Origin of the sequence: Streptomyces sp. NPDC001852 (genome assembly GCF_042891825.1) — a bacterium.
Lineage (GTDB): Bacteria > Actinomycetota > Actinomycetes > Streptomycetales > Streptomycetaceae > Streptomyces.
Map to the genome: position 1 here is coordinate 98,328 of NZ_JBIATN010000032.1, position 20,529 is coordinate 118,856.

Genomic DNA, 20,529 nt, shown 5'->3' on the forward strand with positions numbered 1-20,529 from the left:
CCGCCCACCGCAGGCTGGTCAGCCACGCCGCGAACGAGAATCTGACCCATGTCCCGTGAACCAGAGGCCTACACCGGTCAGACGCTGTGCAGCAGCGGAGGTCCCCCGCTGCGTGCCTTCTTGCGCACCGAGACCGGCGGCGCCGCCGTCCTGGTCGCCGCCGCGCTCGCCCGCGAACCCCTGCCGGTGCTGTGCGACGAACTCCTCGCCAGCCTCCTCGCCGAACGCTACCCCGACGACGTCGCCTGCTGGCACTGAGGCTGCCTTCCGCGGGTCATGGCCGAGGCTAGGGAAGTGCTCATCTGCTCACGGCCTCGTCGTGGGCCGGATGCACGGCGCGATCGGCAGGTGGTCTGTGCGGCCACCAGCTGCAGCCGGACTCAGATCTGTGATCACACCGCTTCGACGAACGTCGGTGCAGACGCAGAGGGGGGCAGCCAGCCGGATGCCGGTGGGGGCATCACCGCTTGGACCACGGACAGGGGCAGGACACCTTCCCAGCCCAGCAGCTGCATCCCGGTCCCACCGTCCGCTCGGATGTGCAACCCGGCGACGGCTGTCTGCCCCCATCCGCGGTCCTCGTCGCATGCCATGCCTCATGATCCACCCCGCATCGGCATGAGCCACTGCGACCCGCTTCAGCGCCGCCTGCGTCTAAAGACGTTCTGAAGACGCCGGAGGGCTCCCGGAAGCTCCCGCAGTAAACGCCATTCATGACGGGCGGCTGCTCTGCATGGGGCCGGGGTACCGCGATCTGGAGCGAGTACAGCGGCCCAATCACCGCTCTGGTCGCCGACGGGGAGCAGGCGCGTGCCAGCCGCAGACAAGTGCGGCGGTGGGCCGGCCGGCCCCTGCGCCTTTGCCCACAGAACGCATTTCGTGGGTGACTTTGTTTCCGCAGGTCAGGCATGTTCTCGGCGGGTGGGCGGCAGGGATGGCGGTGTCGTGTCACCGCATTGTCGGAGGGCTGGATGCCGTCGCCCATGAGGCTGCTGGAGGAGCGGGAGCTGTCCGCGCGTCAGCGCCTGGAGAAGTGCCGCGAGGCGGCGGAGCGCGCTGCGGCCGCGCTCGCCGAGGCCGAGCGGGCCTGCGAGCGCGCGGTGATCGCGCGGGAGGAGTTCGCGGCGGCGCTGGCCGAGGCCCGCGGGGCGGACGGTTCGCCGCCGGACAGCAGGGGTCGGACCGCGGCCGCGGCGCCCGGCACGATCGCGCCCGATTGGCGGCCGGGACTTGAGACGACCGTCCTCGCCTCGGACTGTCAGCGGATCATCGGGGCCCTGGAGGCGGCGGTGCAGGAGGGGACCGGGCCGCTGAACTGCCGGCAGATCGCCGCCCGCTTGGGCTGGGAGACGTCGGCTGCCGGGGTGGAGGGGGTGCGAGCCAAGGCCCGGCGGGTGGCCGAGCGGGGCTGGCTGGTCAAGGAGCCGGACGGCCGGTTCAGCGCCGTGCGGCCAGGCGGCGGGTCATGAGCGCGGTCATCGACCAGTAGATCATCGTTTCTGCGGCCGGGGTGGTGCGCTCGTAGTCGCGCGCCAGGCGACGGGTGCGCATCAGCCATCCGTTGGTCCGCTCCACCACCCAGCGGCGCGGTAGCACCGCGAAGCCCACCGTGTTCTCCGCGCGCTTGACCACCTGCAGCACCAGCCGTAGTGCGGCGCCGGCCCCATTCCACCAGCGCCCCGCTGTAGGAGTTGTCGGCCCAGATCAACTTCAAGCGGAAGTACCGGGCGCGCAGCGGCGGCTGCATAGCGTGCGCGGCGTCGCGGTCGGTGGTCGAGGCGGCGGTCACCAGTACGGCCAGCAGCAGCCCGAGACAGTCGACCACCAGGTGGCGCTTGCGCCCATTGATCTTCTTTCTGCCGTCGAAGCCGCGCGATTCTGCACCGACCACGGCGTCGGGCTTGACCGACTGGGAGTCGATGATCCCGGCTGACGGCTTCGGGTCACGGCCCTCCTCCACGCGCACCTGCCGGCGCAGCCGGTCGTGCAGCTCGGTCAGCAGGCCCTGTGTGAGGTAGTGGCGGAAGAAGCGGTAGACGGCCACCCAGCCGGGGAAATCGACCGGCATCGCACGCCACTTGATGCCGCCGTTGACCAGGTAGAGCACGGCGTCGACCATCACGCGGTGGCAGCAGGACTCCGGTCGGCCGCCCCGTCCCTGAAGCCAGCGCGGCATCGGCAGCGCGTCGCGGACCACCGCCCACTCGGCGTCGGTCAGACCGCTGGGGTAGCGGCGCTCACGGCCTCCGTGGGCGGCGGCGCTACCGAACCGGTGAGCGAGGCAATGGCACCGCGACACACCGGAGTTGGACACCGACGCGACGGGCGCGGAAGACTGTGACACCTGGGTCTCCTGGGTGCTTGTTGACTCGACATCTCCGAGCTACGCAGGAGGCCCTTCCTTCATGCGCCGGCCAGTCCGTGATCATCCGAACGGGAGCAGGACCCGCACGCCTGTCCGCTCCTCTAGCAGCAAGATCGCTTTGATAACGGCTTCTTACGGCACGCTGGGGCGAGCCGCTCGTCATTGACCTGTTGCCGTATCTGCGGGCCGCTCTCGAGGGGGCGGCGGTGCCCGAGCCGATCAACTGCCTGAGCCAGCTGACTGGAAGCATGCAAGCGTGGCCGCACCGGGATCCCGGTCGCTGGCTCGGGCTCGCCATTGGACAGGGAGATAAGGAGTTGCCGCTCGAGCGCGGACACCCGCGGCGTCGACGGTGAGGTCGAATTCCACCGGCTCTCCCCGCGAGCAACGTCCCCTCCCCGGGCCCCCGAACCGCTTACCGGCTTCGTCTTGAAGGGCGGTTACCTCTCGCCCTCGTGCGTGGGCCCTCCGGTGGCTGAGACCGCAGTCTGTGGCGACTCCAGGCGGCTGCCCCGTTGTGCGTCGTGGCTGGCGAGCATGGACAGCAGGGTGGCCACCGTCACTCCGGCTTCGGCTTCGACCGGGTGCCGCAACGGGACATCGGATGCGATGCGGTAGGTGTTGGAGCGCCCGTGCCGGATGCGCGACAGATAGCCCGCTTCCTCCAGGTCCGCGATGATCTTCTGTACGGCGCGCTCGGTGAGCCGGCAATGCGCGGCGAGGTCGCGGATGCGCGTGTGGGGATCGTCGGCGATCGCCGCCAGCACGCGTGCGTGATTGGTCAAGAAGGTCCAGCCTGTGTGTGACTCCGGCACTCCACCCATGCGCCCCAGGATAGGAGAGAAGGTTCACGAAAACAAAAGGGCGAAAGTCTTTTCATGTAACCCTTGACGGGTATGAAGGGCGGTGCCGAAGATGGACCGGGAGCGCACAAGGTGAGGGGAGCGGCGGCCATGCCTGAACCCGCAGGGACAGGACGGCTCGGGGCGGGTTCAGCTGGCCCCACCCGAGCCGTGGCGGGGCTGACCGGGCACCACCCGCAACCGTCCCTTCAGGCCGAGACGTACTCCGAGGGCGAGCGGCTGCTCACCCGGGTGGCCGGGGAGATGGACCTTGACAGCAGTGCATGGCTTGGCCCTGTCCTGCAGGACGCCCTTGCCCTGTCACTGACCGGCGTGGACCTTGACCTGGGTGGCGTGCAGTTCTGCGACTGCTCCGGCCTCAACATGTTGCTGCGCCTGCGGCAACATGCACTGCACGACGGCAAGACCGTCACCGTCCGGCAGTCCAGTCCGGCTGTGACGAGACTGCTGACGCTCACCGGCACACTGCCCCTGTTCCCCTCCGACTCCCCCTGCCATCGCCATGACTCATGACGCCGAAGACACCTTGACCGACGATGCCGGACCGGACGCTCGCACCGAGGTCATCCAACTGCGCCGGGCCATGGAGACCCGGCCGGTCATCGACCTCGCCCGCGGAGTGCTGATGGCCTCCTTCAACCTGACCCCCGAGGAAGCCTGGACCGTCCTGGTCATGGTCTCCCAGCACACGAACACCAAGCTGCACCGCCTCGCCCAGGACATCGTCGACGCGGTCAAGGGCCCGTCACTGACCGCGCACATTCAACGTCAGCTGATCGCAGCGGTCACTCAACTCACCATCACACCTGGCACAACTCCCGCACAGGGAGAGTGAGCACCCCGGTGGCGGCACCGGCGCAGCCGGCGACCCAGCTCGCCGCGTTCCTACGCACGGCCGGGCGCCTTCACCGAGTCGACACCGGCCGCTCCGGTGCCGTCCAGGACGAACAGGACGCGGGGAACAGCGGGTAGCGCCGCCGCCACGCCTCCAGGCCTGACTCCTGGAGGGTCGGCCGGCGTCCCGGGACCGCGGGTACGTAGCGGTGGGGGCGCTCGTATGCGGGCGGCGAGGCGTTCGGGGCCCATAGTGGCCCGGTCGACTTCCACGAACGCCCGGAGATCGACCCGCTTTCGCCGTCGGCGGTGCCCCGCCTGTAGGACAGGAGCGCGCCAGGGATGACGGCCTCGCCGCTCCCGATCCGGTGGTGGACTTCGGGGATCAAGTCCAGCGGCCCGCACAGCTCGCCGCGGCGGCGGGCGTCCTCGAGCAAGACGAGAGCGGTCTCGGTCGTGGGCGCAGTCGCCTGTCACCCAGGGCGATCGGGAGGGGCGAAGCCAGGGCCCGCAGGATCATCGCGCGGGCCAGCGAAGTCATCGGTGTCAATCTTTCGGGTCCGCGGGGCCGGCGGCCCCGGCCCGCGCGGAGGCTGCCGCCTCCAGCAGGGACCAGCCGTCGAACTCCACCGCTCGCCGCGCCTCTGGCTGCCACCCGCGGGCCGAGGCCGCGTCGAGCAGAGCTCGGACGGCGCCTGGTTCGTGAAGGTTCAGGGTGGCACCCCGGACGTATCCCACGTCTCCGGAGCCCAGAGGAGCCCCACCCGGGACAAACCGGCCCGGGCCCTCGGTGAAGACGATGCGCAGTGGGCCGCCAGTGCCGGCCGGCTGCGGGTACAGCGTCAGGGTCTCGCAGCAGGACCGGTTGCCGTCCACCACGCTGTGGCTGTGGCGCAGCGTCCACAGGTACACGCGCGCGTCGGCAACCAGCCGACGAGGCTTCTTCGGATGACGGGGCACGGAGCTGAGGGTACGCGGAAGCGGTGGATGCGTCGCATGAGGTGACGGCGATCACCGGGACCCGGTTACCGCCGGCCGAGGCCAACAGCATCATCGCCCGCCGGTAGCGCACCGAACCGGTGCTGCCCCGGCGCACGTTCTGCAGCAGCTTCTTCCCCTCATGGTCGGTCAGTCTGCGCACGCGAACAGGCTCAGCCACCACACCCCCAGCGGCCGCACGGACGTCTGCGGACATCCAACCCCCGGAACCACTACTCCGGCCAACCTCCCCGGTCAGAGCACTAGTAGGACTCCGTTAGGTCTTCCGGTTCGGGCTGTTTTTGGGCACGTTGGATGTGTGGATGCACGCGAAGTGAAGCGTGTACGGGCCAGGTTGACGTTGTACGTGGCTGACGTGTTCGCCTCGGTGCCGCGCAAGGACCAGCGGGCCAAGGGCGACTGCTACCTGCGGGGACTGATGCTGGACGGCCGCCGCAAGTCGATCCAGGCCATGGCCGCTCGGCTGCCGGACGGCAACGAGCAGAGCCTCCAGCAGTTCGCAATCCAGTCCACCTGGGATCCCGTGCCGGTGCAGCGTCGGATCTGCGAACGGATGCTGCCGCTCATCGCCCCGACGGCCTGGGTGATCGACGACGTGTCGGTGCCCAAGGACGGAAGAATGTCGGTCGCCGTGGCCCCGAAGTACTGCAGGGCCCTGGGCAAACGCGCCAACTGCCAGGTCGCGGTCAGCGTCCACGCTGCGACCGACATCGCCTCCTGCCCGCTGCAGTGGCGGCTGTTCCTGCCTCAGGAACGGGAAGCGGACAACGACCGCAGGACTGCCGCCCGCATCCCGCCCGAGGTCACGCACAGCGAGAAGTGGCGGCTGGCCCTGGACATACTCGACACTCTGGCCGTCTGGGGCATGAGGCCGCCGGTCGTGGTGGCCGACGCCTACGGCACCAACGCACACCTGCGGGCCGCCCTGACGGACCGCGGAATCGACTACGTGCTGGCCGTCCGCGCGGATGTGACCGCCCATCCCTTCGACGCGGAGCCCGAGACGCCGGACTGCAACGGACCCGTCGGCTGCTGGCCCCAGCCTCGCTATCGACAGCCCGCACGAACGAGGTTCTCGCCGACATTGCACGGGTCACAGGCCGGGGAACGACTCCTTCAGTGACTCCAGCACATAGTCGGCTTTCGCGGCGCGGAGCTGCTGTGCGGTGTAGTGCCCGCTGGCGATTCCGATGGCGGTGGCGTCCGCCGCGTGCGCGGCTTCGATGTCACGTGGAGTGTCTCCGACGACGTACACCTCGGTTCTGGCGAGGGCGCGGCCATGAAGTCGTGCGGCCTTCGCAACGGCCAGGCGCGTCACCTCTTCCCGGTCGGGGGAGTCCGACCCGTAGGCGCCGAAGACGAAGTAGCGGCCCAGTTTGCCCGGTTCCATTTTGAGTCTCGCTGCGCCTTCCATGGCGCCGGAGACCACGCCCAGGATGGCGCCCGCTCGTCCGAGCCGGCGCAAGGTTGCCTCGGCACCGTCCAGGACTCGATAGGTCTCGGAGGACCAGATTTCCTCGGACAGGTGCCACAGGTAGGCGCTGTAGAGCCGCATCATCTCTTCGTGACTGGGCTCACGACCCAGCACCGCCCGGAATGTTTCCCGTCCCACCTGCGGGTCGGTCTCGCCCGCCGACGTGTGTTTTCCGATGTCTGCGGGTACGCCGTGCAGCTGATCGAACGCCCAGGCCCAACTGCGTGTTCCCGCACCTCCGGTGTGGACCAGGGTTTCGTCGATGTCGAAGAGGACAGCGAGGGGTCCTGTCATATCTGTTCCTCTGGGCGCGAGGTGGTGAGTGGTGTCAGGTTTTGAGCGGCAGCACGGTGAGCACTCGCACGACGTGATCCCGGTACTCCTCCATGAACGCTTGGAGGAAGACCCCACGATTCGTTGTTCGCCCACCGGTACGCGGGACGCTGAGCTGCAGACGGACAGGTCTTTCCTTACTGCAGGGAACCACGACGCCGAGCGTTGGGCGCTTCGGGGGATCCGTTTGGAGGAGCCGTGTACGGCTGTCAGCTGGGGCCAACGTCACGGCAAGCGGGCTACGTGGATGCGGCGGAGGATAGGGAGCAGGGAGTGCTCGGCGCACGATGAACCGACGTCGGCGAAGGTCGGCACCAGGACAGATGCTGGCAGCGCATCGCCGAAAAATGGTGAGCCAGACGATACCCAGACGATACGGAGAGCGAACGTGGCAGCTCCGTCCGGCAACCAGTACGAGATTCGTCATGGCGAGCAGCTTGTCGTGATCGCGAAGGTCGGCGCGGGCCTGCGGCGGTACAGCGTGGGGGAACGCCGGATCCTCGACGGATACGGGCTGGAGGAGATGTGCACGGGCGCTCGCGGCCATTCCATGATTCCCTGGCCCAACCGTATCCGCGGGGGCACGTACACCTGGGCGGGCAAGGCGTTCCAGCTCGACCTCAGTGGGACTGGGTCCTGGACTGCCGTCTTCAGTACACCCTGGATACGGACGGGCTCACGGTGTGTACGACGGTGACCAACCGGAGTGGGACGGCTTGCCCTTACGCCACCGGGGCGCACCCCTATCTGAGCGTCGAGACGCCGAAGATGGACACCGCGGGCTGTCAGGTGCCCGGTGCTGTGTACCTGCCAGCGGACGACGCCGGCATCCCCGCAGGTCGGTGCCCGGTCGACGGCACGCCGTACGACCTGCGGGAGCAACAGCCGCTTGGTGACCGGCATATCGACGTGGCGTATACGCAGCAGCGGCGCGACGTCGATGGCAGGGCACGGGTCCGGCTCGTGCACGGCGAGGGACCAGCTGTCACTCTGTGGGTCGGTGACGCCTATCCCTATGTGGAGATCTTCACCGGCGACACACTGCCTGAAGCGGACAGGCGGCGTACCGGCCTGGGTGTGGAGCCGATGACCTGTGCGCCGGACGCGTTCAACTCCAAGGAGGGGCTGATCACCCTGGAGCCGGGGCAGACGCGCCAGACGCGGTGGGGCATCGATCCAGGAACGTGAGGAGGGCATGGGGTGAAGGCGATCACCGTTGTTCCCGGCGAACCCGGCCAGGTGGCGATCAGCGACGTCAGCGAACCCGACCCAGCGCAGGGGGCACTGCTCGTGGAAGGGCGGCTGCTCGGCATCTGCGCGGACCGACGTCGACATCGTGGAGGGCGGCTACGGCTCGCCCGCACCGGGCCAGGATCGCCTGGTGATCGGGCATGAGTCACTGGGCGAGGTGATGGAGGCACCCGCGGGAAGTGGCTTCGCGCCGGGCGATCTGGGCGTGGGCATCGTGCGGCGTCCCGACCCGGTGCCGCGCCCCCCCGTGCTCGCACGGGGAGTGGGACTTTTGCCGCAACGGTCAGTACACCGAGCGAGGGATCAAGGAGCGGGACGGGTTCGGATCCCAGCGGTGGCGGGTTGAGCCGGAGTACGCAGTCCGGCTCGATCCGCAGCTCGGCGACTGCGGGGTCCTGCTGGAACCTGCCTCGGTGCTGGCCAAGGCATGGGAGCAGACGGAACGCATTTTCAGCCGGGCCTCGTGGCGGCCCCGGGTGGCGCTGGTGACCGGAGCCGGGCCGATCGGCCTGTTCGCAGCTCTCCTGGCAGTGCAGCGGGGCCTGCAAACCCATGTCCTGGATCTCAGTGACCGCGGTCCAAAGGCTCAGCTGGTCGCCGACCTGGGCGCCACCCTTCACACCGGTGACGTCAGGGACGTCGACGTGGTGCCTGACGGGGTCATCGAATGCACCGGTGCCGGAGCGCTGGTGTTCGCTCTGACGAAGATCGTGGCGCCTGATGCCGTCATCTGCCTGACCGGTATCTCTTCCGGCCGACGTACTGCGGAGGTCGGAGTGGATGTGGTGAACAAGGAGCTGGTGCTGGAGAACACGGTGGTGTTCGGTCAGGTTAACGCGAACCGTCGCCACTATCAGCAGGCCGCCGATGCCCTGGCGAAGGCCGATCGAGGCTGGCTTGAGCGGGTCATCACCCGGAGAGTGCCGATGAGCCGGTTCTCTGATGGTCTGCACAAGGGCGGCGATGACGTCAAGGTCGTCGTGGATCTGCGGTCCTGATCATCGCCCTGGACCGGGGCGTCTTCGGCGAAGGCGGGTCAGGGGGTCGAGGGCGGGGCGCGGACTTGCAGGTCGGGTGACTGGTCGGGGGTGGTCCGGGCCTGTCGCGCAGCGTCCACGGCTGTGGCCGCGTCGACGCCGGCGAAGGCAATGACGTCGGTGGCTGTCATCTGCACGGCCATGTGGAGCGCGGTCGGGCGCGGGTCCCTCGTGGTGTCCGACGCCTCGTGGCGGCGTATCAGGTCGAGCGCGCGCTGGGCCGCCCTTTGCCGGGTGTCGTGATGTTGCGGCGCACGGGCGAGTGTCTCCAGGATGTCGGCGAGTTCGCGCACGGCCGGGGCCGGCTTGGCCAGTTGTCTGCTGTCGCCGACGCGATGGGCGGTGGCGATGCGCGCGAGCATGAGGCAGCTCATGCCCAGCAGGTCGAGCCGTCCCGCGTCGCGGCATTCCCGCAGGACGGTTGAGCCGCGCCCCCACCAAAGGGGTGTGTGACGAGCGATTGCGCTGCTTCGGAGGCGTGCGTGTGCAAGGTCGGACAGCGTGTCGCGGCTGGTGGGCAGGTGCTGGGCCACCGGGTCGTTGAGTGTTTGATCGTTGCGCTCGAGTGCTTGAGCGGTGTGGCGCAGGAGGTCGGTGAGGTCCGTCAGAGCCGCCGCCTCCGCACCGCGCAGCAGCAGCACGGGCTCGGCCGGAAAGACGAGCTGGCTGAAAAGCAGTGCCACGCCTGCTCCGATCAGCGCGTCGGTCAGGCGTTGCGGCCCCGCTGCGCCTCCCACGGTCACCGCGAGGATGGCGCTGACGGCTGCCTGGGCGATCACAATCCGTTCGCCGCCCAGTGCGAGCGCGACCAGCATGGCCGCGAAGGTGGCGGCCGCCAGCGCCCCGTACCCGTGGTGCAGCACGGCCACCGCCGCGTCCGCGGCGAGGATGCCCACGACGACTCCGAGGAGGAGCCGCACCGCGTTGACGCCCCGCTCGCCGCGCGCGGCGTTGAGTGCGACGACGGCGGCGACCGGTGCGAAGAAGGGCAGCCGGTGGTCCACGAGATGCCTGGCGATCAACCAGGCCGTGCTCGCTGCGGCGGTCTGCTGAACGACCGGCCATATACCTGCCGTGACCCGCCCCCATGCGTCGGAAGCGGCGTGCAGTAGCGCGCGTCGCCACTGCGCCACGCGCCCGCGACGCCGACGCCACATCACCCCGGCTTCACTGGGCGGCTGCGGCAAGATCAGAGCGGGCGACACCGGCGCGGGAGAGACGAGCGCGACAAAGCTCGGGTTCAAGAAGTACGCGGGCGCGGTGGGCTACCCGTCGGTGCCCTGGGAGAGGGGACGTTCGCCAACGGGTACCACTATGCGAACGTCAACTGACTGGTTCCGAGGGCTGTACGAAGCTCTCGATCACCCCGAAGCCGGGCGTCGACGACGAATCCGACGTGCCGTACTCCATGCGCAGCAGCTGGCCCGGTGGCGGCCTGCTGGGCGACGTGGTGGTGCCGTGGGACGACGGTTCGTTGATCGGTGTCGGCGCCTCTGTGACCCGCCGGGCGCCGAACGGCGAGGAGTCCCGGCTTGCCGCGCTGCCGCTGACGTTCAACACCCACCCCGAGCAGGAGACCGCGGACGACGCCTCGGTGAACGCCGCGGTGAAGGTCGGCTCGCGACTGCTGATCGGTGGCGGCCAGACCGTCGACCAGGTGGAGTCTCCGTACGTGTTCGCGTCCGACGACGAGGGCAAGACGGTGCGTCGCGTGCCGCTGCCGACGATCGACGGCTGCCAACCGCCCACGCCCGTGGGTGACTTCGGCGTCAACGGCACGGAGGTCGTCGTCTTCGGTGCGGCGGCGACCAACGCCTACGACTTCCACTGCGCGGGCACGATCCCGTTCTGGCGCAGCGCGGACGGCGGCGTGCACTGGACGTCCGGCGACATCACCGGGATGCCACCGGGCACACAGGTGCACAGCGTCCTGTACGCCTCGGGCCACTGGTTCGCCGTGGGTGGCTACGCGAAGTCCTGCGCCTTCTACGACTCCCTCCCGCTGGTTCTCACCAGCCAGGACGGCACCCACTGGACGCGGACGGACAGTTCGGCAATGGGCACCGGCAAGATCACTGCCGCGACCGTCGACTCCACGGGCCATCCGGTGCTGGTCGGCTCGGCCCCCGGCCCAAGTCGGAGCCGAGCACCCGCACAGTGCTGTGCGGTTCCGTCTGGGTCGGCGACGGGACGACCACGGGCTGGCAACGCGGCGGCCTCGGCTGCAGCGAGGACCCCCCGACCGCGGCGGCAACCCTCACGGACGGGCGCGTGCTGATCGCGGGCGACCGGGACCTCTGGCTCTCTCGAAGCCCGCGGCCGGGGCGCGGTCACAAGTCTTGATCTCTTCCCGCGACGGGTGGGCCGTCACAGGATCCACGAGATCGGCAAGGCCCTGGAGCTGCTGCGGGGCGCCGCGGCGCTCAGCAACTGGAACGGCCGCCCCGCGGCGTGACGGACACGAACGACCCAGCGGTGAGCAGGACGAGCGGCTGCGGGCCGACGGCGGCGACCGTGGTGACGCCGAGGGCGAGACTCGACAGCCCCGACACGACTGCCAGACTGCGGCATGGCACCTCGCCGACGCTGCTGCCCTGACTGAGCCAGGTACTGGTGCAGAGTGTTGTTCCAGAGGTGCGCCATTCCGCTCCTGCTGCCTGGTTTGCGCGCCCTCCTGCCTGCGGGGACCTGCGTGGGCGGCCGTGGTCGCCGTGACCTTGACGGGGCTTGATCGGCGCGGGTTAAGGTGACGCGCTCAAGAACCGATGTGGGGGTATGAACGCGTGAACCGGAAACAGCTGTGGTTGATGACCAGCGGGGTCACGGCAGCTGTCGCGCTGCTTTCGGCTTGCACTGGTTCCGGCGACGAGGCGGGTCCGGAGTCATCTCCTTCGGCGAGTGCCTCCCCATCCAAGTCGGCGGATCCGGTGTCCGAGAAGGCGGCGCTGGCCGACAAGGTCAAGTCCGCTGTGGAGTCGAGGCTTTCCGTGCACGAAGAGCGATTCGGCTCTGGTGGAAGTTCGCCCTGCTCAACGGCGTCGGCCAAGATGTTCACGCAGGAGTGCGGCGCCGCGGCGAAGGCGACGGGCGAGGATGCGTCGTTTGTCCTGACGCAGATCAGTGGCCAGGAGGGCTTCGCCACCCTGCGTTCGGTCTCGGAGAAGATCCAGAAGGCCGCCGGCAAGTATCAGGAGCTGAGCTGCGCGACGAACCCGGCGGAGGCTGCCACTCGCCGGGCGTGCTTGGAGCCGGCGGCCGTCCTCGCCCAGGGATTCCCGGACCTCCGAGACGGCGCCAACCTCGGCCTGGCTGGAAAGTAGCCGCAGCCGCGCCGTCCCTGGCCGATGCATTCGGTGGCGCTTAGGACAGGCCTGTCTCGCGCCGGGTGACGATGTAGTCGGCCCAGTCGCGTTTGACGAAGCGGGACCAGCGCGTGGCGTTGTGCACGCTCGTTCCGGTGACTTCGGACAGGACTGCGGCTGGGAGGTCAGTGGCCAGCGCGAGGCGGGCGGTGTTGCGGCCGGCCAGCCCGCTGAGGCCATGCTTGCGCAGCTTGGCCTCCACCGTGTGCCGAGGCCACCAGGACGCCGCAAGAGCGCGGGAAAGGGGGACCTGCAGGCCGAGCCGCCCCGGCGGTGTCACCGTCGAGCCGGACGACCACGGGCTCGGCCGCTCGCGCGGCGGTCTGACCACCAAGCTGCACCTGGCCGTTGAGCAGGGTCAGAAAACCATGTCCACCGTGATCACGGCTACCTCGTCGGCCTGCACCAGCTGGGCGATCACCGGGACCCGGTTCCCGCCGGCCGAGGCCAGCAGCCTCATCGCGCGCCGGAACCGCACCGAACTGGTGCTGCCCCGGCGCACGATCTGCTGCAGTTTCTGCCCCTCCTGGTCGGTCAACCTGCGCACACGGACAGGCTCTGCCACCAAACCCCCGCGCGGTCGGATCGGATGTCACGGGACATCCAACTGCCTCGACCACAGACCCGGCCAACCCATGTGGTCAGAGCAATAGGTCACGTTGTACTTGCGCTGCAAAGCCCGCCGGGTCAGCCACCGCGGTGGTCACGGCGTATCGCGGCGTACAGATCAACCTTCGACTGCGACTTCCCCATCCGGCCCCCTGCGGCAGGAGCACTCCCCACCGTCCCACCGCAAGCCCCCGGGTGACGTCAAAGCAAACCGACCAGCGGCAAGGAGGAGGGGGCCGGTATGGAACGTCCTACCGGCCCCTCTCCCGCTCCACCCCCACGAAAGCCCCGACAGATGTCCGATCAGGACGAAGCCGGCATGCTGGCAGCCGCAGCAGTCATTGCCGTGATCCTGATCGCCAGGGGCAGCCCTGCACCGCAGCGGCCGCGCCGTCCGCACGGTCCACCCGGCGCGTCGCCACACCGCACTGCGCGCCAGCACAACGGAAGAAGTGGCCGCTCCGAGAGCTGTCGGTGACGGCTGAACGTGGCACTGTCTGCGAGATGGTGGTGCGGACGAGTACCGGCGGAACCGCCCGCCGGCCCGGCCACCTGGTGGGAGCGGGCAGGCCGGTCATCAGGGCACTACATCAAGAAGCGGATGACGACCAAGGCGATGTCGTCGCGCCGGCCGCTGGCGACGCCGAGGTGGGCGAGCAGCGCGTCGGCCAGGTGTTCGGGTCCGAGGCGGGCGTTGCGGGTGAGGGTGTCGGTGAGCCGGTCAAGGCCGGCATCGATGTCCTCGCCGCGGCGTTCGATGAGTCCGTTGGTGTAGAGGACGAGGGTGTCGCCGGGAGTGTAGGGCAGGGCGGCCTGGGGGCGGGGAACGTGGGTGGGGCGGGTTCCCAGTGGTGGATCGGTGGCCTGGTCGAGCAGGTCGAAGGTGCCGTCGGGGTGGACGAGGACCGGTGGGGGGTGGCCGGCGTTGCTGTAGGCGATGTGGCGGCGGTGGGTGTTGATGACGGCTTTGACCGCGGTGGTGGCCAGCGCTCCTTCCACCGAGCGCGCGTACAGGCCCAGCACGCCCATCGCCGGGGCGGGCTCGCGAAGCGCGCGGACGGCGGCGGACAGCGCGCTGCGGAGCATGCCCATGACGGCGGCGGCGTCCAGACCGTGGCCGACGACGTCGCCGACCGCGACGGCGAACAACCCGTCGGGCAGGTCAACCACGTCGTACCAGTCGCCGCAGATGTTCAGCGACCCGGCGGCGGGCAGGTAGCGCACCGCGATGTCCGGGTGTCGGGCCAGGTCCGGGGACTGGAGCATGGCCTCCTGAAGGGTGACGGCGACCTGACGCTCGCGGGCGTGGGCCCGGCGCAGTTCCTCGTTCAGCCGCTGCAGGTCGCGGGCCCGCGCGTACAGTTCGGCCTCCATCGCCTCCCGCTCGGTGAGCGCCCCTGCCGTCTTTGGGCGGGCGGGGTGGGCGAGCACGAACTCGGTGACATCCTCCACGCGGTGGATGACCCATGCCACCTGCCCGTTCGGTCCGAGCACAGGGACGTTGATGGGCGACCACCACCGCTCCTCGAACTCGCCCGGCCGGCCCGGCACGGGGATGTCGTACTTCTGCACGGCCATGGTGTCCGGCTCTTTGATGTGCAGGACCCGGTGGAAGGAGGCGCTCAGATTCCGTACCCCCTCGGCATCCGGGTCGGCCGGGTCCTCGGGGAAGGCGTCGAAGAAATACCGCCCCAGCAGTTCCTCCCGCGCCCCCCGGTCACCGCCAGATACGCCAGGTTGACATCGGCGATCACCAGGTCGGGACCCAGCACCGCGCACGGAGTCGGGACCGCGGCGAACAGCGCCTGGTATTCGATCTCAGGTGTCGTCACACGCGCTCCCAATGCGGTCCTCGCGGCCGCCACCGCCGCACGCTCCTCGCCCCACTATGCGTCCTGCCAGCACCGCCGCCCGGCCGTCTCACGCTGGGAGTGTCGCCAAAACGCTGGTCGCCACAGCACCGGTCGACGTTTCGCCAGACAGCAGGCTCTTCGCCACGGGCGGAGGCAGCCCCGGTCGTCGCCAGTGCGACCGGGAGCGGTCACGCCACCCGGTGACCGTTCTCCAGCTCCGCCGGGCCGGTGCCGTCCGCGAGGACGTCCAGGGCGGTCAGGACCCGGTGGCCGAGGGCGCCGGGGAAGTGGCCGGTGATCTCCTCGCGCGGGACCAGGCGCCAGGACAGCAGCTCCTCCTCCTGCACGCTCCAGCCTGCTCCAGGCCCCGGGAGGACCGGGCGCTGCTGGTCGCGGTGTACTGGCGAACGAATTTGACGATGCGCCAGCTCGCGCCACTGTCTCGCGGTCCCCGTTCCGGGGATTTCAGCCCAGGGCGGGGTAGTGGCCGGCGGCGAGGTCGTCGATCAGGCTTGGGTGGGTGACGGACCGCCACGGCCGTCACCGCGATCGGGCTGCGCCGCCCTACTCCGGCACGGTTCACCCCCGCGCCTCCCGTTGGGAGATGAGCGACTCCCCTCCTCGGACGCAGCCCGCTTGCTGGCGGGCGGCCCGCTAAGTGCACACAGCGGGCTGTCCATTCTCGGGTTCTGGCTCCAGAACTTGAGCCAAAACCCGTTCTCATGGACAGAGCCAATCGGCCGTTGGCGGGCGGATGGGCTTGAGTCTCCCGCAGGGGGAGACGTCAAGGTGGGGGACATGGACGGCGACACGCTCTACTCGATCGGCGAACTGGCCCAGCGCACTGGGCTGACAGTCAAGACCATCCGGTTCTACTCCGATCACGGCATCGTGGCCCCGGCCGACCGCACCCGCGCCCGCTACCGCCGCTACGCCCCGGATGCCGTCGCCCGTCTGGCCTTTGTGCGGACACTGCGCGAACTGGGACTTGGCCTCGACATCATCCGGCGGGTCGTGGACCAGGAACTCACGCTCAGCGAAGTCGCCGCGGAGCACGCTGCCGCGCTGGACGTACAGATCAGCACCCTGCGCCTGCGACGGGCGGTGCTGACGGCCGCCGCCCAACGCGAGCCCACCCCCGAGGAGATGGAACTCATGCACCAACTGGCCACACTCTCCGAAGTCGAACGCCGCCGCCTGATCGACGACTTCCTCGACACCGTCTTCGAAGGCCCCCACGGCGGCGCCTACTATGTCGCAGCCAGGCGCACCATGACGCCCGAGCTCCCCGACAGCCCCACAGACGAGCAGGTCAGGGCATGGGTAGAGCTGGCTGAGCTGTCCCTGGACACGGACTTCCGCGCCAGTGTGCGGCGCCTGGCCAAAAATCACGTGTCCGACCTGCCCGACGGCGCGCGACCCCGCCCGGATATGGTCGCCATCGCCCGCGATGTCGTGGGAGAAGCCGTGGCATGCGGCATCAGCCCGGCTTCGCCGCAGGCCGATCCTGTCGTCGCCGAGCTCACCGCCCGGTGTGCTCTCGCCTACGGCCGCCCCGACGACGCCGAACTGCACCGGTGGTTGCTGCACCGCCTGGAAGCCGCGAGCGATCCGCGCTGGGACCGGTACTTTCAACTGCTCGCGCGGATCAACGGCTGGCCGGCCCCGGGAGACCTGAACCCGCTGATCGGCTGGTCCGTCGCAGCGCTGCGCATGCGTGGGGATCGATGACGCCGCAGCCTCCCAGCCCCGCCAGGCGGTCAGACGAGGCGCCGACAGTCGCGACGGCCACATACTCTCGGCCGATGGACAAGAACGCTGCACGGCTGGAGGCAGACGCCACGCTGTCAGCCCCATCTCTCATACTGCGCCCCTGGAGCCCGGCGGACACTGCCGACCTGGCCGAGCTGTACCGGGATGACGCCCTGCGCCGGTGGACGAGAGCAGCCGTGAACGACGAGGCCAACGCCGCACGGTGGGTTCACGACCAGCAACGGGGTTGGGAGACGGGTAACCGCTTCGGATTCGCCGTCCTGGAGGCCCAATCTCCGGGGACTGAGGGGCGGTTGGCGGGCCACGTGGTCCTCAAGAACGTCACCCCGGGCACCTCGTCGGCCGAGGTCGGCTACTGGACCGCCGGACATGCGCGCGGCCGGGGTGTGGCTCCCCGGGCACTGCAAGCGCTGACGGACTGGGCCTTCACCACCTTCGCCGGTGACGGACTGACGCGCCTTGAGCTCCTGCACCAAGTGGACAACACGGCGTCATGCCGCGTCGCGCAGAAGAGCCGGTACGAACTCACCACGCTCCTGCCCGCGGCACCGCTCGCATACCCCCTGGCCGGTCACCTGCATGTACGGGCACACGACCTCTTTCAACAGGGCGCCACCCGGATCCCAGGGACGAGCTCATAGTCCATGACCTGCACCGAAGCGTCACCACGATTGTATGCGCGGCTCAGACAAGGTGGAGTATCCGGGTGCTAGTCGGCGTGCAGGACGAAGAAGAGCTGCGGGACGGATCGCAGTGACTGTGGCCTTCGCGATCGGCTGCGCATGGGCCTGGACGCAGGGACCATCGTTCATCAACGTGGTCGTTCTCGGTCCGGGTCTCGCTCTGCTCACCGGGGCTGCTGCCGAACTGCTGGCGGGTAGAAGCGCACGGCGAATGTGACCAAAGCGGCGCTCGTCGGGCGACTTTCCTGCTCTGGATTTGCCGGCCGCCAAGGCGCGATCTCGGGACCGTGGGGGCCGGCGTCGTCCGACCTCCAGCCTGAGCATCAAGGTGGGCGACTGAGTCCGCCCAAGAGGCCCCGCTCTGAACGGCGGGGCCTCTTGGTGTATCGAGCCCTCAAGGGCACGATGGTCCGCAGCAGTCATTCTTCCGAGAAGGTGGCGCTGATCTACCGTCACTGCGACGACGAGCGACAGCAAGAGGTCGCCGCCGGCCTCGACGCCTCCGTTCGGAAGGCTCGGGCAGAAGCAGCGGGGAAGGCGGCCGACAAGCCTTCAGCCGAACGGGCCCGCATACGCTCTGGTGAGGATGCACGCGGGCCCGTCGTCCAGGTGTGGGCTTGACCTCCTGTCGGAGGGCCGGTCAGCTCAGCCGGTAGCCGTTGTAGCCGTATCCGATCTTGACTCGTGAGGCCAGCGGGTGCGAGACGTCGCCCGTGCCTTCGTACAGCCACAGGTTGCCGCTGCTGTCACGGGCGATCAGGTCGGAGTGGCCGTTGCCGGTCATGTCCCCGTTCATCACGTACGCGGTGTAGTGGAAGCCGTATCCGATCTTCACGCGGGACGCGAGCGGGGCTGACGGGTTGCCGGTGCCCTTGTACAGCCACAGGTTGCCGGAGGAGTCCTGGGCGAGCAGGTCGAGCTTGCCGTCGCCGGTGAAGTCACCCTTGCCGAAGACGTTGGCGCCGTACATGTTCCAGCCGTAGCCGAGCTTGACGCGCGAGCCGAAGTTGCCGTGGCCGGTGCCCGGATAGAGCCAGAAGTTGCCGCTGGAGTCCACGGTCAGCAGGTCCTGGTGGCCGTCACCGGTGACGTCGCCGGGCACGAGCATGACCTTCATGCTGTTCCAGCCGGACCCGAGCTTGGAGACGTCGGTGTTGCCGGTGGACAGGTTGTAGTGCTGCCAGTACAGGGTGCCGTCGGTGGTGCGTACCAGCAGGTCGGCGTAGCCGTCACGGTCCAGGTCGGCCTGGCGCACCAGGTTGACCCCGCTCCAGTCGCCGAGCGACACGCGGGACCCGAAGGACTTGCCACGCGAGTCGTACTCGTAGCCCTGGCCGTTGGAGGCGATCGCGAACATGTCAGCGCGCCCGTCACCGCTCAGGTCGGTGTCATCGATGCGCGGTTCGGCTGCCCCGACGTACGTGCTCAGCTTGGTGAAGACGCTGTACGAGCCCTGGCTCACACAGTCCTGCACGCCCCACGACACGACACCGACGACGCGCCCGCCGACGACCAGCGGGCCGCCGGAGTCGCCGTTGCAGGCGGCGACCGTGCCGCTGTCGGAGCCGCTGGCCGACGCACCGACGCAGGTCATGGCACCCGCCACGAAGTCGCTGCCGTAGTAACCCGAGCAGGTCGAGTCGCCGTTCACCGGCACGGTGGCCTTGCGAAGGGTCTGCGAGATGTCCTGGCTGGTGGAGCTGGTGCGCCCCCAGCCATAGATCTGCGCCTGGGTGCCCGCCTTGTACGACGTGGTGTCGTCGGAGGTGGTGATGGGCAGCGGCTTGGCGCTGATCGGGTTGGGCAGCGTCAGCACGGCGACGTCGTTGACGGCGGCGCCGTTCGAGGTGATCTTGAACGAAGCATGGTTCCACTGCCGCCACACGCCCGTCACCGTGCCGCCATGGAGGTCGGTGGTGTTGGTCGACGAGTCGGTGGTCGGCAACTGGTCGGTGCCGTAGACGATGGAGCCGTTGTTGTGCCAGTCGTAGCCTGAGACGCAGTGGGCGGCGGTGAGGATCTTCGTGGGCGACACGACGGTGCCGCCGCAGAAGAAGCCGACGTCGTCACTGGTGTCGGCGGTGCCCTTGTCGTCGTAGTACCACAGCTGCACCATCCACGGGGCTGTGGAGATGCTGGTGGTCGTGCCGCCGATGATCTGCGCATCGGCAGTGCCGGAGGCCGACGGCTGCGGCTGCGGACTGATGGTGGTGCCAGACGGCGAGCCAGTGCTCGCCGCGGGTCGCAGGTTCGCGGGGGTGTTGGCGGCTGGCGCGGTGAGTGCGCCGTGCACGCGGGCGGTGAGCTGCGACTTGCCTACGCTGCTGTGGCCCTTGACGCCGATGTCCGTCGGCAGTGGCGCTGCGTTGGCGGGCGCCATGATGAGCGCACCGGCGCCGCCGAGGAGCAGCGTGGTGGCAGCGGCGGGTACGGCTATCCAGCCTCGGCGACGGTGTTTCCCGCCTCTGTGGGCAGAGGACACTCATGTCTCCTGTGATGAAGATGCTGGGGGGGTGGCATCGAACAAAGCGGCTGATCATACTTCCGGCCGGTCGATCTTCACCATCCTCATGCGCCACAGAAACCTAACGTTCTCGTCTCTGTCACCAGATTGCTCCGCTTCTTCCAGAGCATCGGCAACACCGCCGGCTACATCATCACCTGCCCCCGGCACATGGCCGTCGCCGAGATCCCCGTACGCCTCACCGAGCAGCTCTGACCAGACAACAAGGTCGGTGGAGCGGCTTTGGCCGGTGGCCTGCCCGCTCTGGGACCGAGCGGGCTCAAAAGGCCCACACCTTGGCCACTACTCGACGCCCAGCCAAGTTATTGCTGTATGAGCCCGACTTGACCGCCCTCCAGTCCGGGGTGGCAATAGGCGGCGGCGATCCCGTAGTGCGAGCGGAAGGCGGTCCAGCGTTCGTTCTCCACCCGAGACCGGGACAGGCCAAGTACGCGGGCAACCGCGGCCCGCAGGTTGTCGTTGCGGACCTTGCCCGTCGGCACCCCTCTAATATGCGGGTCTCGATGTCAACCCCGAGGGGACCATGCCGCGGTCTGGAGAGTCGATCGATCAGCAGGATTCGAAGCTTG

General features: G+C 69.0%; 18 protein-coding genes and 7 pseudogenes. 13 read left to right on the forward strand and 12 right to left on the reverse strand.

Translation table 11 applies throughout. The annotated features are described in order from the left end of the window. Positions 1–48 precede the first annotated feature (48 nt). Both ACFYZB_RS38450 and ACFYZB_RS38455 read left to right on the forward strand, forming a co-directional pair. Positions 49–258 carry a hypothetical protein gene (locus tag ACFYZB_RS38450; protein WP_388766383.1) on the forward strand — a complete coding sequence of 70 codons (210 nt, stop codon included), beginning with the start codon at positions 49–51 and terminating at the stop codon, positions 256–258. A gap of 713 nt (positions 259–971) precedes the next feature. Then, positions 972–1,469 carry a hypothetical protein gene (locus ACFYZB_RS38455; RefSeq protein WP_388766384.1) on the forward strand — a complete coding sequence of 166 codons (498 nt, stop codon included), beginning with the start codon at positions 972–974 and terminating at the stop codon, positions 1,467–1,469. Here ACFYZB_RS38455 and ACFYZB_RS38460 read toward each other — a convergent pair. The 3 genes and pseudogenes from ACFYZB_RS38460 to ACFYZB_RS38470 all read right to left on the reverse strand — a co-directional run bounded on the left by ACFYZB_RS38460 (position 1,438) and on the right by ACFYZB_RS38470 (position 3,189). Then, positions 1,438–1,641: a transposase gene (locus tag ACFYZB_RS38460; RefSeq protein ID WP_388766385.1), complete on the reverse strand. Its 204-nt coding sequence runs from the start codon at positions 1,639–1,641 to the stop codon at positions 1,438–1,440. The two genes, ACFYZB_RS38455 and ACFYZB_RS38460, sit on opposite strands and share 32 nt — an antisense overlap. 76 nt (positions 1,642–1,717) lie before the next feature. Continuing rightward, positions 1,718–2,176 (reverse strand): annotated as a pseudogene (locus ACFYZB_RS38465) (transposase); the annotation flags it as partial. Between the two features lie 629 nt (positions 2,177–2,805). Then, positions 2,806–3,189: a helix-turn-helix transcriptional regulator gene (locus ACFYZB_RS38470; protein WP_388766386.1), complete on the reverse strand. Its 384-nt coding sequence runs from the start codon at positions 3,187–3,189 to the stop codon at positions 2,806–2,808. Between the two features lie 189 nt (positions 3,190–3,378). Here ACFYZB_RS38470 and ACFYZB_RS38475 point away from each other — a divergent pair, with 189 nt between their 5' ends. From ACFYZB_RS38475 to ACFYZB_RS38485, 3 genes are read left to right on the forward strand one after another with little or no spacing between them, the layout of a single operon-like run. Continuing rightward, the gene (locus ACFYZB_RS38475) at positions 3,379–3,741 is read left to right on the forward strand and encodes an STAS domain-containing protein (protein ID WP_388766388.1); all 363 of its coding nucleotides are present in this window, start codon (positions 3,379–3,381) and stop codon (positions 3,739–3,741) included. Between the two features lie 13 nt (positions 3,742–3,754). Continuing rightward, a complete protein-coding gene (locus tag ACFYZB_RS38480) occupies positions 3,755–4,063 on the forward strand; it encodes an ANTAR domain-containing protein (protein ID WP_388766389.1) in 309 nt (102 codons plus the stop codon). Further along, complete coding sequence (locus ACFYZB_RS38485; RefSeq protein WP_388766391.1) at positions 4,060–4,200, forward strand: hypothetical protein; 141 nt, start codon at positions 4,060–4,062, stop codon at positions 4,198–4,200. The genes ACFYZB_RS38480 and ACFYZB_RS38485 overlap by 4 nt, the downstream gene beginning before the upstream one ends. Positions 4,201–4,608: 408 nt before the next feature. On the opposite strand, the gene ACFYZB_RS38490 is transcribed toward ACFYZB_RS38485, so the two are convergent. Then, positions 4,609–5,022, reverse strand: a complete 414-nt coding sequence (locus ACFYZB_RS38490; protein WP_388766393.1) for a hypothetical protein — start codon at positions 5,020–5,022, stop codon at positions 4,609–4,611. A 46-nt stretch (positions 5,023–5,068) separates the two neighbouring features. Next, positions 5,069–5,221: pseudogene (locus ACFYZB_RS38495) on the reverse strand (IS630 family transposase); the annotation flags it as partial. A 138-nt stretch (positions 5,222–5,359) separates the two neighbouring features. On the opposite strand from ACFYZB_RS38495, the pseudogene ACFYZB_RS38500 reads away from it, so the two are divergent. Continuing rightward, positions 5,360–6,163: pseudogene (locus ACFYZB_RS38500) on the forward strand (IS701 family transposase); the annotation flags it as partial. On the opposite strand, the gene ACFYZB_RS38505 reads toward ACFYZB_RS38500, so the two are convergent. Beyond that, entirely contained in the window at positions 6,155–6,829 is a 675-nt protein-coding gene (locus ACFYZB_RS38505; protein WP_388766394.1) for an HAD family hydrolase, read from the reverse strand. The pseudogene ACFYZB_RS38500 and the gene ACFYZB_RS38505 overlap by 9 nt on opposite strands. 564 nt (positions 6,830–7,393) lie before the next feature. Here ACFYZB_RS38505 and ACFYZB_RS38510 point away from each other — a divergent pair. Further along, complete coding sequence (locus tag ACFYZB_RS38510) at positions 7,394–8,056, forward strand: hypothetical protein (protein WP_388766396.1); 663 nt, start codon at positions 7,394–7,396, stop codon at positions 8,054–8,056. A gap of 476 nt (positions 8,057–8,532) precedes the next feature. After that, positions 8,533–9,117, forward strand: coding sequence for a hypothetical protein (locus tag ACFYZB_RS38515; RefSeq protein WP_388766398.1), 585 nt, complete (start codon positions 8,533–8,535; stop codon positions 9,115–9,117). A gap of 38 nt (positions 9,118–9,155) precedes the next feature. Here the strand turns inward: ACFYZB_RS38515 and ACFYZB_RS38520 are convergent, their stop codons facing one another. Next, positions 9,156–10,400, reverse strand: coding sequence for an FUSC family protein (locus ACFYZB_RS38520; RefSeq protein WP_388766400.1), 1,245 nt, complete (start codon positions 10,398–10,400; stop codon positions 9,156–9,158). A gap of 164 nt (positions 10,401–10,564) precedes the next feature. Between ACFYZB_RS38520 and ACFYZB_RS38525 the strand changes: the two genes are divergently transcribed. Together ACFYZB_RS38525 and ACFYZB_RS38530 are read left to right on the forward strand one after the other, a co-directional pair. Then, positions 10,565–11,434, forward strand: a complete 870-nt coding sequence (locus ACFYZB_RS38525) for a hypothetical protein (RefSeq protein WP_388766402.1) — start codon at positions 10,565–10,567, stop codon at positions 11,432–11,434. A 649-nt stretch (positions 11,435–12,083) separates the two neighbouring features. After that, entirely contained in the window at positions 12,084–12,476 is a 393-nt protein-coding gene (locus ACFYZB_RS38530; RefSeq protein ID WP_388766403.1) for a hypothetical protein, read from the forward strand. Positions 12,477–12,516: 40 nt separating this feature from the next. On the opposite strand, the gene ACFYZB_RS38535 is transcribed toward ACFYZB_RS38530, so the two are convergent. The 4 genes and pseudogenes from ACFYZB_RS38535 to ACFYZB_RS38550 all read right to left on the reverse strand — a co-directional run. Further along, on the reverse strand, positions 12,517–12,852 hold the full coding sequence (locus tag ACFYZB_RS38535) for a hypothetical protein (RefSeq protein ID WP_388766405.1): 336 nt from the start codon (positions 12,850–12,852) through the stop codon (positions 12,517–12,519). Between the two features lie 48 nt (positions 12,853–12,900). Beyond that, positions 12,901–13,083: pseudogene (locus ACFYZB_RS38540) on the reverse strand (IS630 family transposase); the annotation flags it as partial. A 629-nt stretch (positions 13,084–13,712) separates the two neighbouring features. Next, positions 13,713–14,959, reverse strand: a pseudogene (locus ACFYZB_RS38545) (PP2C family protein-serine/threonine phosphatase). Positions 14,960–15,168: 209 nt separating this feature from the next. Next, a pseudogene (locus ACFYZB_RS38550) lies at positions 15,169–15,327 on the reverse strand (NUDIX hydrolase); the annotation flags it as partial. Between ACFYZB_RS38550 and ACFYZB_RS38555 the strand changes: the two are divergent. The 3 genes and pseudogenes from ACFYZB_RS38555 to ACFYZB_RS38565 form a co-directional block, all read left to right on the forward strand. Beyond that, positions 15,268–15,420: pseudogene (locus tag ACFYZB_RS38555) on the forward strand (transposase family protein); the annotation flags it as partial. The pseudogenes ACFYZB_RS38550 and ACFYZB_RS38555 sit on opposite strands and share 60 nt — an antisense overlap. 358 nt (positions 15,421–15,778) lie before the next feature. Next, positions 15,779–16,711 carry a MerR family transcriptional regulator gene (locus tag ACFYZB_RS38560; protein WP_388766407.1) on the forward strand — a complete coding sequence of 311 codons (933 nt, stop codon included), beginning with the start codon at positions 15,779–15,781 and terminating at the stop codon, positions 16,709–16,711. Positions 16,712–16,785: 74 nt separating this feature from the next. Next, the gene (locus ACFYZB_RS38565; RefSeq protein ID WP_388766408.1) at positions 16,786–17,394 is read left to right on the forward strand and encodes a GNAT family N-acetyltransferase; all 609 of its coding nucleotides are present in this window, start codon (positions 16,786–16,788) and stop codon (positions 17,392–17,394) included. Between the two features lie 682 nt (positions 17,395–18,076). On the opposite strand, the gene ACFYZB_RS38570 is transcribed toward ACFYZB_RS38565, so the two are convergent. Further along, complete coding sequence (locus tag ACFYZB_RS38570; protein ID WP_388766409.1) at positions 18,077–19,918, reverse strand: trypsin-like serine protease; 1,842 nt, start codon at positions 19,916–19,918, stop codon at positions 18,077–18,079. Positions 19,919–20,529 lie beyond the last annotated feature (611 nt).

Bases quoted from the DNA above. Each gene is read 5' to 3' on its own strand.
- ACFYZB_RS38565 (WP_388766408.1), top strand. From the start codon at position 16,786: ATGGACAAGAACGCTGCACGGCTGGAGGCAGACGCCACGCTGTCAGCC.
- ACFYZB_RS38505 (WP_388766394.1), bottom strand. From the start codon at position 6,829: ATGACAGGACCCCTCGCTGTCCTCTTCGACATCGACGAAACCCTGGTC.
- ACFYZB_RS38525 (WP_388766402.1), top strand. From the start codon at position 10,565: ATGCGCAGCAGCTGGCCCGGTGGCGGCCTGCTGGGCGACGTGGTGGTG.
- ACFYZB_RS38450 (WP_388766383.1), top strand. From the start codon at position 49: ATGTCCCGTGAACCAGAGGCCTACACCGGTCAGACGCTGTGCAGCAGC.
- ACFYZB_RS38470 (WP_388766386.1), bottom strand. From the start codon at position 3,189: ATGGGTGGAGTGCCGGAGTCACACACAGGCTGGACCTTCTTGACCAAT.
- ACFYZB_RS38455 (WP_388766384.1), top strand. From the start codon at position 972: ATGCCGTCGCCCATGAGGCTGCTGGAGGAGCGGGAGCTGTCCGCGCGT.
- ACFYZB_RS38560 (WP_388766407.1), top strand. From the start codon at position 15,779: ATGGACGGCGACACGCTCTACTCGATCGGCGAACTGGCCCAGCGCACT.